17 protein-coding genes are annotated in these 14018 nt (G+C 56.0%); 5 read left to right on the plus strand and 12 right to left on the minus strand.

The features are described from left to right. Together AMR42_RS04145 and AMR42_RS04150 are read left to right on the plus strand one after the other, a co-directional pair. Nucleotides 1-411 (plus strand): transposase (locus tag AMR42_RS04145; RefSeq protein ID WP_143472923.1); only part of this gene is annotated, 411 nt, incomplete at its 5' end. A 175-nt stretch (nt 412-586) separates the two neighbouring features. Beyond that, nucleotides 587-1267 carry a DUF1361 domain-containing protein gene (locus tag AMR42_RS04150; RefSeq protein ID WP_099532209.1) on the plus strand — a complete coding sequence of 227 codons (681 nt, stop codon included), beginning with the start codon at nt 587-589 and terminating at the stop codon, nt 1265-1267. Nucleotides 1268-1291: 24 nt separating this feature from the next. Here the strand turns inward: AMR42_RS04150 and AMR42_RS04155 are convergent, their stop codons facing one another. Then, nucleotides 1292-1567 (minus strand): YggT family protein, encoded by a 276-nt coding sequence (locus AMR42_RS04155; protein WP_099532210.1) that lies wholly within the window; start codon nt 1565-1567, stop codon nt 1292-1294. A 339-nt stretch (nt 1568-1906) separates the two neighbouring features. Between AMR42_RS04155 and AMR42_RS04160 the strand changes: the two genes are divergently transcribed. Then, a complete protein-coding gene (locus tag AMR42_RS04160) occupies nt 1907-2527 on the plus strand; it encodes a hypothetical protein (RefSeq protein WP_099532211.1) in 621 nt (206 codons plus the stop codon). A 38-nt stretch (nt 2528-2565) separates the two neighbouring features. Here AMR42_RS04160 and AMR42_RS04165 read toward each other — a convergent pair whose 3' ends face one another. The 3 genes from AMR42_RS04165 to AMR42_RS04175 all read right to left on the minus strand — a co-directional run bounded on the left by AMR42_RS04165 (nt 2566) and on the right by AMR42_RS04175 (nt 5402). Next, nucleotides 2566-3663, minus strand: coding sequence for a pentapeptide repeat-containing protein (locus AMR42_RS04165; RefSeq protein ID WP_099532212.1), 1098 nt, complete (start codon nt 3661-3663; stop codon nt 2566-2568). Nucleotides 3664-3840: 177 nt separating this feature from the next. Next, nucleotides 3841-5013 (minus strand): AI-2E family transporter, encoded by a 1173-nt coding sequence (locus AMR42_RS04170; RefSeq protein WP_099532213.1) that lies wholly within the window; start codon nt 5011-5013, stop codon nt 3841-3843. A gap of 188 nt (nt 5014-5201) precedes the next feature. Next, nucleotides 5202-5402: a hypothetical protein gene (locus AMR42_RS04175; protein WP_099532214.1), complete on the minus strand. Its 201-nt coding sequence runs from the start codon at nt 5400-5402 to the stop codon at nt 5202-5204. A gap of 348 nt (nt 5403-5750) precedes the next feature. On the opposite strand from AMR42_RS04175, the gene AMR42_RS04180 reads away from it, so the two are divergent. Then, nucleotides 5751-6683 carry a class I SAM-dependent methyltransferase gene (locus tag AMR42_RS04180; protein WP_099532215.1) on the plus strand — a complete coding sequence of 311 codons (933 nt, stop codon included), beginning with the start codon at nt 5751-5753 and terminating at the stop codon, nt 6681-6683. Here AMR42_RS04180 and AMR42_RS04185 read toward each other — a convergent pair. Beyond that, nucleotides 6680-7870: a glycosyltransferase family 4 protein gene (locus AMR42_RS04185; RefSeq protein WP_099532216.1), complete on the minus strand. Its 1191-nt coding sequence runs from the start codon at nt 7868-7870 to the stop codon at nt 6680-6682. The genes AMR42_RS04180 and AMR42_RS04185 overlap by 4 nt on opposite strands. A gap of 194 nt (nt 7871-8064) precedes the next feature. On the opposite strand from AMR42_RS04185, the gene AMR42_RS04190 reads away from it, so the two are divergent. Beyond that, nucleotides 8065-8478, plus strand: coding sequence for a YbjN domain-containing protein (locus tag AMR42_RS04190; RefSeq protein ID WP_158234344.1), 414 nt, complete (start codon nt 8065-8067; stop codon nt 8476-8478). A 20-nt stretch (nt 8479-8498) separates the two neighbouring features. Here the strand turns inward: AMR42_RS04190 and AMR42_RS04195 are convergent, their stop codons facing one another. The 7 genes from AMR42_RS04195 to AMR42_RS20205 all read right to left on the minus strand — a co-directional run. Further along, on the minus strand, nt 8499-9218 hold the full coding sequence (locus AMR42_RS04195; RefSeq protein ID WP_099532218.1) for a prepilin-type N-terminal cleavage/methylation domain-containing protein: 720 nt from the start codon (nt 9216-9218) through the stop codon (nt 8499-8501). Nucleotides 9219-9282: 64 nt separating this feature from the next. Next, entirely contained in the window at nt 9283-10023 is a 741-nt protein-coding gene (locus AMR42_RS04200; protein ID WP_099532219.1) for a RibD family protein, read from the minus strand. A 301-nt stretch (nt 10024-10324) separates the two neighbouring features. Beyond that, nucleotides 10325-12205 (minus strand): glycosyltransferase family 2 protein, encoded by a 1881-nt coding sequence (locus AMR42_RS04205; protein WP_099532220.1) that lies wholly within the window; start codon nt 12203-12205, stop codon nt 10325-10327. A 101-nt stretch (nt 12206-12306) separates the two neighbouring features. After that, the gene (locus AMR42_RS04210) at nt 12307-12687 is read right to left on the minus strand and encodes a YccF domain-containing protein (RefSeq protein ID WP_099532221.1); all 381 of its coding nucleotides are present in this window, start codon (nt 12685-12687) and stop codon (nt 12307-12309) included. A gap of 104 nt (nt 12688-12791) precedes the next feature. Continuing rightward, nucleotides 12792-13250, minus strand: a complete 459-nt coding sequence (locus AMR42_RS21560; protein WP_099532222.1) for a DUF6036 family nucleotidyltransferase — start codon at nt 13248-13250, stop codon at nt 12792-12794. Then, nucleotides 13201-13404, minus strand: a complete 204-nt coding sequence (locus tag AMR42_RS04220) for a hypothetical protein (RefSeq protein ID WP_199291641.1) — start codon at nt 13402-13404, stop codon at nt 13201-13203. The genes AMR42_RS21560 and AMR42_RS04220 overlap by 50 nt, the downstream gene beginning before the upstream one ends. A gap of 76 nt (nt 13405-13480) precedes the next feature. After that, on the minus strand, nt 13481-14018 hold a 538-nt coding region (locus AMR42_RS20205; protein ID WP_158234345.1), incomplete at its 5' end, for a hypothetical protein.

A 14018-nucleotide genomic window follows, 5' to 3' on the forward strand; every position in this document is an offset into this window, starting at 1 on the left:
GTTCCCGTCTATGGAGAGCGGAGTGGCGAGCGTCGTCCAAGAGAAAACCTGCTGGCCGCTCGAACTCGCCAAGAGTGGTTAGCGCCGTTGTTGTTTCCAGGTTCAGTGACAGCGCAATTGTTTGAGCAGTGGTTAAGCGAACAGTTAATTCCGTCGCTGCTTCAACCCTCGGTTTTAGTCCTGGACAATGCGGCGTTTCATCGACCCCACAGGGTAACGGAGTTAATGGAGCAGGCCGGTCATCGAGTGTTATTTCTGCCGCCTTATTCTCCAGACTTCAATCCGATTGAAGGGGATTTTGCGGCCCTCAAGAAGAAGCGAGCCTATGAGTCAGACGAGACATCCCTGGATGAGCTGGTGGCATCGTACCAGCCCCAAGCAGGTAGACTGTCTCGTTCTTATTTGAAATGACTATAGCTTGCCTGGTTGAATCTATCTGGTTAAATTTGCCCGGCTTAACTTGCCTGATTTAACTTGCCTGATTGAATTTGCCTGATTGAATTTGCCCGGTTGAATCTGCCTGACTCAATCTGATCCGTTTTTAAACGCTTCTGATCTCACACGCTTCTGATCAAGGCGATCGGCTATGGAACCCCTTCTCAAAACATTGGCGCAGTGGCTGCGGATTACGATCGCACTCTGGGCTGATAACAGCTATTGGATGGCTTGGAATTTATTCTTGGCCATTGTCCCTTTGGGGATTGCCGCTTGGCTCTTTCGACACCGCCCCGCTCGATCGCCCCGATCGCCCCTATGGTGGGGGCTGGCGATCGTGTTCATTTTGTTTTTGCCCAATGCGCCCTATGTCTTGACCGATTTGATTCATCTGGTCAATGACATTCGCTATCGCTACACGTCCCTTTGGGCCACGGTGATGATCGTGATTCCGCAATACGTTCTGTTTGTGGCCGTGGGCTTTGGAGCCTATGTTTGGTCGCTGGTGTGGCTGGATGGATGGCTCCGGGCGATCGGGCGCAGCCGCTGGATTCCGCCCATGGAACAGTTGCTCCATGGCCTGTCGGCGGTGGGGGTGTTTGTGGGTCGGTTTTGGCGCTTCAACAGTTGGGACTTGTTCACCCAGCCCCATACCTTGCTGGAGCGGATGGCCAACGACTTGGCGGCCCATCGTCCGGCCCTGGTGATTGGGTTGATTTGGGGCGTGTTGGCTGGTTTGTATGGGCTGCTGAAACCCTTCGCCATTGGCTATGGTCTCTATCGCCAGCAACAACACCAGCCCGATCGCCCCTCGTCTCCGGGCCAGCTTTGAGCCATTGGTGACCGGGCCCTTTGGCTACAAGGCCATCACAGCGCTGCTGACTAATTGGGACAGCAATTGCAGCGCCAAAATGGCCAGCATGGGCGAAAAATCTAAGCCACCCAAGGGCGGGATGATCGATCGAAACAGGTTCAGGTAAGGATCGGTTAACTGCCCCACCGTGGCAAAGGGCTGGGAGAACCAATCGATGTTCGGAAACCAACTCAGCAGAATCCGAATGAAGATCACCAGCGTATAGATATTGACGAATTGCAGGATGGTGTTGGCCAGCAGGTTGATTGAAGTATCCATGGGCAAGTACCGGAAAAAAATCGCGCCTTCAAAGGCAGCAGCGCAAAAGTGCAACGCACATCATAGTAGGCATCATAGGCGCAAACACCCGTGGCGGGGCGATCGGGATCCTGTCCCGCTTTGAGGAGATAACCGATCGTCTCTCGGAATTACCCCCAGGAATTACCCCCAGGAATTACCCCCAAGAATTACCCCCAGGAATTTAGAGGGCCCCCCTTGGCAGTGATCGGGATCCAGCTCTTAAGCTGGGAATAGCCCCTCAAGTTGGCCCCTCGATCGCATCACCGAGGTGGCGGCAGTTGGTGACATGGGGCCCCAAGCGGAAACGCGGAGATATGAATGGACGATTGGAAAGATGATTGGGCCGGGAACTGGGCTAAGAATCTTGAACAGTGGTTGACTCCCATCGCCCGGGATTGGGAGCCGATCGCCCGGGAAGTGGAAGCCACGTTGGATGCAGTGATCATCACCATGGCCGAGTCGGTGGAATCAACCGTGACCCAGGTGGATCAATGGCTGATGGATTCGGCCCGGGAACTGGAGCAAACGGCCCTTGACCTTCAGGAGCAAGTGGAAACCCATTTGGCTGAACAGTGGGGAATTGAGGTTGATCGACTGTGCCAGGAGGTGGACGGGGCGATCGAACAGTGGGCCACCGAGGTGAACGATTGGTTAGCGCCCCTATGGTCAGACTGGGCAGAAACCGGTTTTCCGGCCAATCCTTTCACCACCGAAGAACCGGAATCGGAGGGCGATCGGGCAGCGTTGGCCCCGCCGACCCTGAACCAATACGATGCGCTTTACGACCAACTCAACCCCAAAGTGCCGCCGGTTGACCGCCATGCCGCCTGTGTGGGCTGTCGTCACTACCATGGCCGGGTCTACAACGGCACGCTGCTGATCTGTGGGATGTATCCCTTTGGTTGGACAGAGGGTGCTTGTCCGGATTGGGAAGCTTAGGTGCAATTCCAGGACTGGGGTGCAATCCTGACCCATCGCTAGGGCGATCGCCTCAGATCCGCCGGAACGATCGCCCCATCCAGCTTGGCCCCCGTTAACCGCACCATCAGCCGCCCACCGACGGTCATTTTGGCATTGGTCAAATTGGCTCCCCGGAGATCAGCCCCACTCAGGTCAGCCCCGATCAAGTCCGTGCCGCTCAGGTCGGCCCCGCTCAGGTTCGCTTGCAGCAGATTGGCCCGAAACAACCGGGCCCCGCTCAGGTTGGCCCCGCTCAGGTTCACGCGGTGCATAAAGGCATCCGTCAAATCAGCTCCCGCGAGGTCAGCCCCGCTGAGGTTTCGGCTCGCAAAATCCCGTTCCCGCAGGTTGGCCCCGCGCATCTTGGCTCCGCTCAAATCGGCAGCGGGACGAGGCGGCGGTTGATCTTGCCATTGGGGCGGCACGATCGGGGGGCGAGGTCGTCGTGGGGGTGGTTCGGGCGATCGATTGGCGGTCGTTTCCGTCGTGGGGTCACCGGGGGGATGGCTATTAAAGGGCGATCGGCGTGGTGTTTTCCAAGCGAACGGCTCCGGTTCGGGATGGATGCCTTGGCCATGAACCGACCCCGTTGATGGGCCTTGGGTGCTGTATCCATAGGTGCTATATCCACCGGAACCATTGGCACTGGCTCCATAGGCCCCCGCCTTGGGGGTTGATTGCCCATTGACCCCAAATCCTTGAGCGGAGCCGTTATGGTTCGTGCCGTGGTTTGCGCCGTGGTTTGTGCCGTGGTTTGCGCTGTGATTCGCACCGTGGCTGGCACTATGGCTAGCCCCTTGGTGATGCACACCGGCATGGTATGGATTTTTGTGGTGATGGGCCGTCGATCGCCCGTGGGGTTGGGCGGTGGTTCGTTCCGTTGGGGCCCCGCTGTTGGGCCGCTGCCGAAAATGGGCCCGAAAAAAGCCCCGCGCTTCATTGAGCTGCTTCAGCTTCTCTTGGGCCTTGGCTTTCAAACGGGGATTGTCGTCTGGGATCCGATCGGGATGCCAAACGAAAGCCAGGTCTTTGTAAGCCTGGTTCACTTCCTCGGCTGAAGCGCCAGGTTCCAATTCCAAAATTTGATAGTAGCGCCGACTGTCGCTAAAGGCCATGTAGCGCAAGCACTTGCCCCAACCATGAGCAAGTGGTGAGTTGTTGCCATTTTAGCCGGGTGGCTGCCATCGCGCGATCTAGGTTTCGCGGCGGTGGGGGATGATGGGCTGTTTTGATCAAAAATTCAACTCAACAATCCAAGGTGCTGTATGGGTCGCGATCGCCAATCATGTCGGTCAGGAGTCTGATGGCTCAGGAGTCTGAGAATCGTCGCCGCCCACAGCCACGGCCGCCGGTAGCGCCTGTTCAGGGTCGGGGTCGATCGCCCCTTCGCGGCTCGATCGCAGCCAACGCGGCCCCTGATCCCAATGATCCAGCACATCCTCAACCAACAATGCCTGGAACCAAACTTGGGCCACCACGGTCAGCGGCAACGCCAACACCAGCCCCGTGAACCCAAAAAAGGTCGCAAAAAAGATTTGGGCAATCAGCGTCACGGCCGGTAACAGGGACACCTGTTTGGACATCACCATCGGCGTGAGCAAATTGGTTTCCAACTGCTGCACAATCACGTACCAACCCAGCACCAACAGGGACTTGAGCGGATCATCCAACAGCGCCACCAACATTGGCGGCAACACACTCAACACCGGCCCCACATTGGGAATGAACGTCAGCAAACCCGCCAAAACCCCGTGGGCCAGGGCCAGCTTCACCCCCATCAAGGCCAACCCCGTGCCGCTGAGGACACCGATGATCGACATGTTCAACAAAATGCCCAACAGCCAAGCATCGAGAGAATTGCGGCAGCGATCGAGAATCGTAATCACCCGCCGCCGATAGAAGGAGGGAAAGAGCTGCACGAAGGCATTGCGATAGGGCAATGGATCGAACAGCATCATCAGGGCCAAGATGGTCACCAACAGCAGGTTGAAGAACCCGCCCAGGGTGCTGGCAAACAGGGCAAACCCACCCCGAAAGAGCGGATTAATGGCCGGTTGGGCCTGGGTGAGCAAACTGCGGAAGTCGGGGTTGGGGAGAACCGTTTGTAACCACTGGCCCAAGGGTTGTTGGGAAAGGTTGCTGAACCAGGTATCGAGGCGATCGAGCGCCACGGGAACCAACTCGGTCAGCTCCCGAAACTGAGCCGCAAAGGGGGGCACAACCAACAACATGGCCCCCAAGAAAAAAGCCACCAACAGCCCGATCGCCCCAAAAATTGCCTTTGTTCGATCCTGGAGCAGGTTGCGCCCCCGAAACTGGAGGGTGAGCAGGGCGCGGGCCAACCGGTCGATCGCGACGGCAATGGCGATCGCCCCAAAAATCATCAGCACCAACTGCCGCACAGCCCACAGCACATACAGGGCCGCAATAAAAACCAGTAAGCCTAACCAGCGTCCGAGGGTCATGAACCGAGCGTCCTGTGCGATTTCTTGTGCAATTTCCTGTGCAACTGTCTGGGCGATTTCCCGCGTAACTGTCTGGGCGATTTGCGGGGTGATTTACGGGGCAATTGCTTGGAGTGATCTTGGGGTGATCTGGTGATCTATGGTGATCTATGGATGTTGGGGTGATTTACGGATGACTTACGGGCAATCTACGGGCGATCGGGTTTGCTCTGCTGCCACATCCAACCCGCCAAAATCAGCGATGGCAACAGGATCATGACCCAAGCCACCCAGTCTGGCGGCGTGCCGATCGATCCATAGGCAGTTAGCTTGATGGCCACCGACAGCACCACGGACAAGACCGCGACTTTCAGCACCATGCTCAAGGTTTCTGGGTTGGGCGATCGCATCAAGATTCAGGGTTTCTTCCCTGGGCGGCGGTTTTCGCAAATTCAGGCAGCATCATAGCTCACGGCTTGGGAAGCGACCAACTGCGCGATCGCCCTGCGCGATTCAGTTGTCCTGGTGGTGGGTCGAACCGCAACCGTGAGGACTGATACAATATCCAAAAAATCCAAATCCAACCCTCAAAACTCAATCTTCAAAATTCAAAGAAATTCAAAAAACTTCCAAAAACTCAATTAGCCCCAAAGATTTCATCCCAAAGATTCCATCCCAAAGATTCCATCCTAAAAATTCCATCCCAAAGCTTTAACTCAAAAAAGCTTTAACCCAAACAACTATTGCCTGACCTTTCCATGACCGCCACTGCCTTTGTGAAACCCGGCCCCGCCTCGCGTTTGGTGAATGGGCTGCTGTCCATCAAACCCCTGGCTAATTTTGCTCGTAGCCGCGCCCGCAAGATGATGATTGAGCGGGCCGAAAGCATGGGCATTCCCTGGCGCAAGACGGCCGCTGAGTTGCAAAATCGGGATTGGTCGGCGGAACTGGCCCAGGTCAGCAACCCCAACCTCACCTATCCGGACTATTACCTCAATCCTTTCCACGCCTATCCTGAGGGGAATTTGGGCTGGGAGCCGGCCAGCGAGGTGGAAGTGGCGGCCTATTCGGTGCATTCCACCATTTTTGGCGAAAAAACTCCGGAAGGGGACGCAAAATTGCGGGCCGCTTACCATGACGTGCTGAAGGCCACGGTGGCGATCGAGCCTCGGGAGATTGTGGACTTGGGATGCAGCGTGGGGATGAGCACCTTTGCCTTGCAGCGAATTTATCCCCAAGCCCAACTGACGGGGGTGGATCTGTCGCCGAATTTCCTGGCGGTGGCCGCCTACAACACTCACCATTCCCCGATGAATCCCGGTCGGGCCCAGCCCCGTTGGATTCATGCGGCAGCGGAAAACACCGGCTTACCGGCCGCGAGCTATGACTTAGTTTCGGCTTGCCTGCTATACCATGAGCTGCCCCAGACGGCGGCGATCGCGATTTTGCAAGAGGCCCGGCGGTTGCTGAAACCCGGCGGCTATCTGGGAATTATGGACATGAACCCCAAGTCCCAGATCTATGCCCAAATGCCGCCCTATATCCTGACCCTGCTCAAGAGTACGGAGCCGTTTTTGGATCAGTACTTTGCGCTGGATTTGGGCGAGGCGATCGAGCAAGCGGGCTTTGAGCTGATCACTGTCCAATCCACTACGGTGCGTCACCGGGCTTTGGTGGCTCGGGCGCACTAGGGTTGCTGGGCCACCAGGCTCAGGAGTTTATCCACGGCGTGATCCCAGGTGAACCGGCTTTGCACCCAAGCGGGGCCGGCCGTCCGGGTCGCCGTTTGCCATTGGGGGCGATCGAGCCAGGTTTCGAGACAATCAACCAGGGCATCGCAATCCGGCTCCCACATCCAAACGGTTTCGGAAACGCCATCCGGGTATTGAACGGGTTTCTCAATCAGTTGGCTGGCGATCGGGAGGGTGAAGGCGGGGTTGGTGAATTCATCGGTGGGCCCACCTTGGGTGCAAATGACCGGTAACCCACAGCCGATCGCTTCCAACACGGGCAGGTTAAACCCCTCCGCGCGGTAGGGCGACACATAGCCATCGGCCGCTTGATAAAGCTTGGCCATGTCTTGGTAGGACAAAAATTTGTTGAGATAAATCGTTCGATCGAGCAACCGTTGGGCCCGATCGGTCGGCAACAGCGATCGCACCTGATTCACCCAGGCGGCTCGCCCCCGATCGCGTCCATAAACCGCGTCATTGGCCTTCAAAACCCAACGTAATTGGGGCGATCGCTCCATCACTGTCCCCAACGCCAAAATCAACAAATCGCCACCCTTGCGGGGAATCGTGCCCCCCACGTTCAGCAAGACTTGGCAACCCTCCCAATCCCAGGCTCGCCGCAGATTCGCCCGATCGGCCGTTGCCAAGGGGTGATAAATCTGGGGATCGACCCCATGGGGCAACACCACGACCCGATCGGGCGCTGCGCCGCTGTGGATTAGCCCTTGTCGCGACCAGGCCGAAGGGGTGAGCACCACGGCTCCCCGATCGCCCCCGGCCGCCGCCCATTTGCTCGTTTTTTGGGCGCACCCCATCCATTGCCAATATTCATGGTGCAGCTTGCCAAATTCCGCCGTGGCAAACACAAACGATCGACGGGCGATCGGGTCTGGCTCCAATCGGTAGGGCGAATCGATCCGCAATAGTCCATCCACCGGGTCGCCATCGGGGGCCGGAATTTGGGCCAATCGACGCGATCGCTCCGGATCCAATTGCCCCGCGATCGGCTGCCAACCATGGGCCAAGGGTTGCTCGCGATGAAACAGTTGCAGCCCCGATCGCTCCAGTAGTGCCAAGCATTGGAACTGGTTCACCGTTGTGTAGGAGTGGGGAGCCGACAGCCAACCTTCCACTAAAAACCGCATTGCCGATCTGCCCGCCACCACAACGCCATCAGTCCCCACTTTCGCTTGTTAAGATTAGGCCGAAACAAGAACGGACTCAACATCCTGTTGGCCACAGTCCTCAATTAATCTTTCTGAATTGATCTTGCTGAATGACTTTTAACCACCACTCGGCCAACAACAATCATCACATCCATTCATCGCAGGCCAAAATCATGAACGAAGAGCTAGTCACACCTGATAATGCTTCAAAAGCTCTGTTGCAATCCATCTTTGATGAAGCGCTGATGGATGTTTCGATCGATGACGATGGCGACATTCTGATTCAGGAAGAAATCAAGTGCTATGTGTTCCTGAGCGAGAACAAGGATCGGGTGCGATTGCTGACTCTTTTTGGCATTGCGGAAACGGCCACCCGCGCCCAATGTTTGGAGTGCGTGAATGCCATTAACAGTGAATATATTATGGTCAAGGCCTATATTGCTTCCGAAAAAACCTTGGCCATGGAATATGACATTTATCTCAAGGGCGGCGTTCCTAAAAAGACAATTGCCCTGACGGTCAAGCGTTTTTGCACCATTCCCCGTCGGGCTGTGAATGAAGAATATGCCCGTGATGTGGTGGAGTAACCGCGCAGGTTGAAGCACTCCTAGGGTGTTGGTGATGAGACACAACGATCATTGCGCCCGGCTCGCAGGGAACCCAGCAAGGTTTCCACATAAACACAGCTTCGATCGGTCAAATCAGGACGGCCTGCCATTTGGAAGGTGATCCGCTTTCCGGCATTGTCATTGCTACTAAACTCAGTGCCGTCCTGAGAAGAAGCTAGCCAGCCGCGACCATTAAACTGCACCACATAACTCCCGCCGTCGCGAGTGAAGTCTGATTTCCCGCCGTCGATCGCGGCATAGGTCGATGCTTCAGCTCCCAGGGGCCGCCAAACGGCTTTGCTGCATTTTGCGCCCACGGCGGGATGCACAGAATATTGAATGGCACGCTTGTCCTCTGGGTTGGTGCGAAAACAGGCTTCCCAGGGTCGTCGTTGCTGTCTGGCTTTGGATTGGGCCGATCGCAGGGCCCGAAACGCATCGTCTTGGGCGGCTCCGAGCCGTTGGCCATCCACCATCGACAGCCAAACGGGTGCGCTAATGGCCATCAGAATGGTCACCATCAACAGCACCACCAACAGTTCCAGCAAGGTAAAGCCCGATCGCGCGGTTGGTTGCGGGGTTGCCTGGCGATGGCGCAGGGTTTGGGCCAACAGCCAATGGATTGTTTGGCTTCGAGATTGGCTCCGAGATTGACTCCGAGATTGACTCAGAAATTGCAATAAGCGATCGGGACGGGGGAAACGGCGAGAGGCAAGCATAGGAAACCTCGGGTTCGGGGAAGGGCAACAAACAGCAGAACAAGAAGCAGAAACCCACCGGGCGCTAAGGTTCGGTGTCGCGCCGCTGGTAATGCAAGAACACTTCTTGGCCTTGGGCTTCGGCACTGACCAAATTGAGCCACTGGGCCCCGTGAAGCGGCAAACCCACACCATCCATGGGCGTGGGGGCGGCGGCTCCACCCACCAACAGGGGGCAAACCGTCAGCCACAGGTGATCGATCGCTCTCATTGACAATAGGGAGCCGACCAAGTTCCCACCACCCAAGACGGCGAGCTGTTGGATTCCTTCCTGGGCCAGTTGGGCGAGAATTTCGGGCCATTGAAAATCCCGATCGCCCAACGGGCCGAGCAAGATCCGATCAAATCCATTGGCTGCTTTTGAATGGGGGGATGGATCCTCGGAATCTCCTGAGGCAGACCAGCGATCGAGCCATTGCCGAGATCCGGCTTCCGTGGTCAACAGCCATCGGGGCACGGCCTGGCGAAAGAAGCCATAGCCAGGGTTGATCGCCCCGGAGGCAGAACAGATAATTTGGGTGGGTTGCGGAGGTTTGCCCTGGTCAACTCGCCCCTGAATGAGTTCTGGACTCAGAACCGGCATGGCCAACCCTTCCGAGCGGAGGGTTCCGGCTCCCATCAACACCGCATCGGCTTGGGCCACTTGTTTTTCCAAATGTGCGCGATCGGCCGGACTGCCAAAGCGTCCCGGCGACCCATGCGCATCGCTGATTTTGCCGTCAGCGGTGATGGCAAACACCACCGTAATTTGGGGTCGATCGTTCACCCGCGTTCACCCAATGCCACAAAACAACCAATGCCACAGGACGGCCGCGATCGGGGCAGCCGCGATCGGGAGCCTGTCTGCAACCCTGTCTTCAGACCCTCATCGGCCACCGGGGCTTCGGGGCTGGCCCCTTTGAAGTGGAATTGAGGGGGCTGAGTCAGATCTCGCTGATCAGATTTCGCTGATCAGATCTCTGTAGATCTCTCAGGTCGGTCAGATCTCTAGGTACACCTTGCCCAAAATTACCCCGATCGGGATCAGATTGAGGGAAATTCTCCCGGCGATCGCCCCCATGGCTATCCTAGAGCGATCGGAACTGGTGGGTTTGGGTGTCGTAACAGCGCGATCGGGGTTTTTCGGGAATTTCCAACTCCTTCATGGCCCAATCTTGGCGCGTAATATCCAAATTGGGATTGAAGTAGGGATCGGTTGCTTGAATCATCGATTTCCAGCGTTTAAAAAACTTGGCGGAATCTTCCGGGTGCGGATCCCCTTCAAAGGTTTTGCCCCGCGTATAGGATTCGTGGTGAACCAAGGTGGCATCGGCGCAAAAAACCGCCCGATAACCCACTTCTCGGGCCCGCAAACACAGATCCACATCCCCAAACCCAACGGCCAAAGACTCGTCATAGCCACCAATTTTGGCGAAGGTATCGGCCCGCATTAGCAAACAAGCGGCCGTGACCGAGGACATTTCGCGACAGGAAATTAGAGCGCCAATGTAGCCCGGTTCTGCCTCTCCAGAGGGCAAGGAATCCCGCATGAATTTGCCGAAATGTTCCGCCATCCCATGCATTCCCACACAAACGCCCGCATGTTGGATGTAGCAGCGATCGGGATAAAGCAACTTAGCGCCCACGATGCCAATGTCTGGTTTTTGGGCAAATTCTGCCATTCGCTCCAACCACCCATCCTCGATCGCCTCAATATCGTTATTGCAAAAGAGATAGTGGGTGAAATGCCCGGGCGGCAACTGGGCAACGGCCCAATTATTAATCGCTGAAAAATTAAAAGGGCCAGAATAATTTAAAACGCGATGTTGATCCTTAAGGGATCGAAAATAGCGAATGGATTTCGGATCATTGGAATCGTGATCGATCAAAACAATTTCGTAGGCGACCTGATGCACGGTTTTGGCAATGCTATCAATGCATTGTTTAACCAACTCTCCGCAATTTTTGGTCGGGATCACGATCGCAATACGGATGGGGCCCTGGAGGGGATAGCGCACTCGGAAATAATTAAACCGAAATCCCGTTTGCACTTCACCCGGATCGCCCGATCGATCTAAATGTTCGCTTAAAACGGCCCGTGAAATCTCCAACACATCCGATCGGCGCTGATTGCCGGTGCTGGTCAGGTGTTGTCGCCACAGGTAAAGAATTTCGGGAATGTGGCTAATTCGTTTGGCCCGCTCACAGGCCCGCAAAATCAGGTCATAGTCCTGGGAAACGGTCAAAAACTCCCGAAACCCGCCAATTTCCTGCAAGAGAGACCGCCGAAACCCCACCAAATGCACGATGTAGGGGTGCGATCGCAGCAACTCCAGCGAAAAGGCCGGCCGAAAAGCAAACTCGATCGGCTCGCCTTCGGGAGTTACCAGCACTTCATCGGAATAAAACAAGTCTGGATCATCGGCCAAGATGGTTTCCGCCACCCGCAGCAGGGCATGTTCCGGCAGTTGATCATCATGATCCATCAGCACCACAAAATCGCTGGTGGCCAAGGCCAAGGCCGAATTGGAGGCAGCGGAAATTCCCCCATTGCGATCGCGGTAGGTCACTTTGATTCGGGAATCCTCGGCCGCGAGTCGATCGAGCGTGGCCTTCACCTGGGGATCGGGCGATCGATCATCGGCAATGCACAGCTCCCAATGGGGATAAATTTGGGCCCGCACAGACTCGATCGCTTCCGTCAGCCAACGCTCTGGCGTGTTGTAAACGGGCATGATGATCGAGATTTGGGGCGGATTTTCCAGGGCCGCCGCTCGATCAGCAAATCGCCGTCGATTCTCGGGCGACAGACCCCGGCGATATTGATCCCAAGCGGCTAGTTGGGCCCGTTCTCCCAACAGTCGCCGCCGGAGTTTGGTGCGCAATTTTTGGGCGATCGCCCCCAGGCCGCCTCGTTGCCACAACCGCCAAGCTCGTCCGGGCCAACTGGCCAACCGCGCAATCGCCATACCTGTTGATTAGCCCTATGCCGTGAGCAGTATATCGCTTCAGGGCCCGCCCAGAATCATGCCCCAAGGATTCACCATCCTCGCCTCGCGGTGTTTCTGAATTAACGCCCCACTTCCTTGAGTTCTCGGCCAAAGGGCAACAGCGCCATCACCAACAGCTTGAAATGTTGTTTAGCAAAGGGCAAACCAATGATTGTGATCGCCAAAATCACGCCATGGATCAGATGTGAAAGGGCGATCGCCCAACCAAAGAAAAACACCCAAATTACATTCAAAATCACCCGCAAAGGGCTATCGGCATTTTCCACCGCCACCACTTCTTTACCGAAGGGAGTCATGGTTGCCAAACCAACCTTAACCTGTTGAAGACCAAAGGGGATTCCCACAATCGTTAAACACATGCTGAGGCCGCCGATGATGTAGCCCAACCCACTGATGAGGCCACCGAAAATCAGCCAGATGATGTTACCTAATAAGCTCATGATTTTAGGTTTGGTGATCTAAGTCTTGCTTGGTCAAATTAACTCAGCTAACCTTGTGAATCTCGTCACAAAGAAACAGTTCAAACATTTCTCGAAGCTCTAATTTAGGCTTGATCCTGAGAGCCTGCCAGACTTTCTAAATCAGCTAGGTCTTGGGATCTACCCGATACTTTTTTATTCAGCCGCAAGTTTTCCAAGTCAATCCAGTAAATCTTTAGCCCATCTAGATCAGACTCGATTTTGCTCTGATAGCAGGTTTCAAAATCAACTCCATCCGGTGACGTGATTAAGTCAATTCGATTGGGAGGATAACCGAGCTGAACCACTTGATCGGATTGGGCAAAATCAGAAGCTACTAGATTCAAGCTCGCAAAGCCAAAGGCAGCGAGAGCCTGAATCACCTTTTGGGCATTTTCTAGGGTTGGCTGAATCCAAATGTCTAGATCTTTGGTGTATCGAGGGTGTCCATGGAATGCTACGGCATAGCCACCCACAACGAGATAGCGAACTTGGTTAGCGTTTAAGCACTCGATAAACTCTCTGAAATCGGGGTTCAAAACCATAGGCCCATTGATGATATTCGCGGCGAATTTCTTCGAGGGCGGCCAAACGGGCCTCGGCGGGTTGACTGCGCCAATAGGCTAGGTCGCTTGCTTTGGCTGCCTGATCATCTTTCATGTTGAGAATGCGGCAGCTCATCACCATTTTACGAACCATTTTGGACTCCTATTTGGACTCCTGATTGAGCAAAATTGTCCCAATGGCCCCAGGATAGCGAAATTTCAGCGATTGCCTACTCTAAAAACAGCAGACGACGCAGCAGTTGTTCCAGTTCGTTGGCAGTGCGATCGATGCCGAGGGTTTCCACGGTGGCTCGTCCCGTTTGGGCTAGGTTCACCCGCGACACTGCGTCGGTGGTCAGTTGCAGCAGGGTTTGGGCGATCGACTCGGCCACGGGCAGCACCGTGCCGTAGTGAATCCCGGCGGACAGGGTGGGATGCAGGGGTAAATCTTCGCCCACCAGCAGGGCCGCACAACCGCAGCCGATCGCTTGCAGGGTGGGGAGGGCGCTGTTGGCGGCGGAGGGGGCCAAGTGCAGTTGGGCCGTTTGCAACGCGGCGGCCAAGGTGGCCCGATCGGGCCAGCCCAGTTCCTCGCAAGCAAAGGGTAGTGGCTCCGGCGCGTGGGAACCGTAGCGGCGAATTTGGAGATCCGGTTGCTGGGCGGCCAGGAGGCTTAACCCGGCAATGATGGCCGATCGCTGGTCGGCATCGGCGGCGCGATCGTCTAACCAAAGGATCGATCGGGCGGGGCCGCTGTGGCGCACCCAA

Source organism: Limnothrix sp. PR1529 (assembly GCF_002742025.1).
GTDB lineage: Bacteria > Cyanobacteriota > Cyanobacteriia > CACIAM-69d > CACIAM-69d > CACIAM-69d.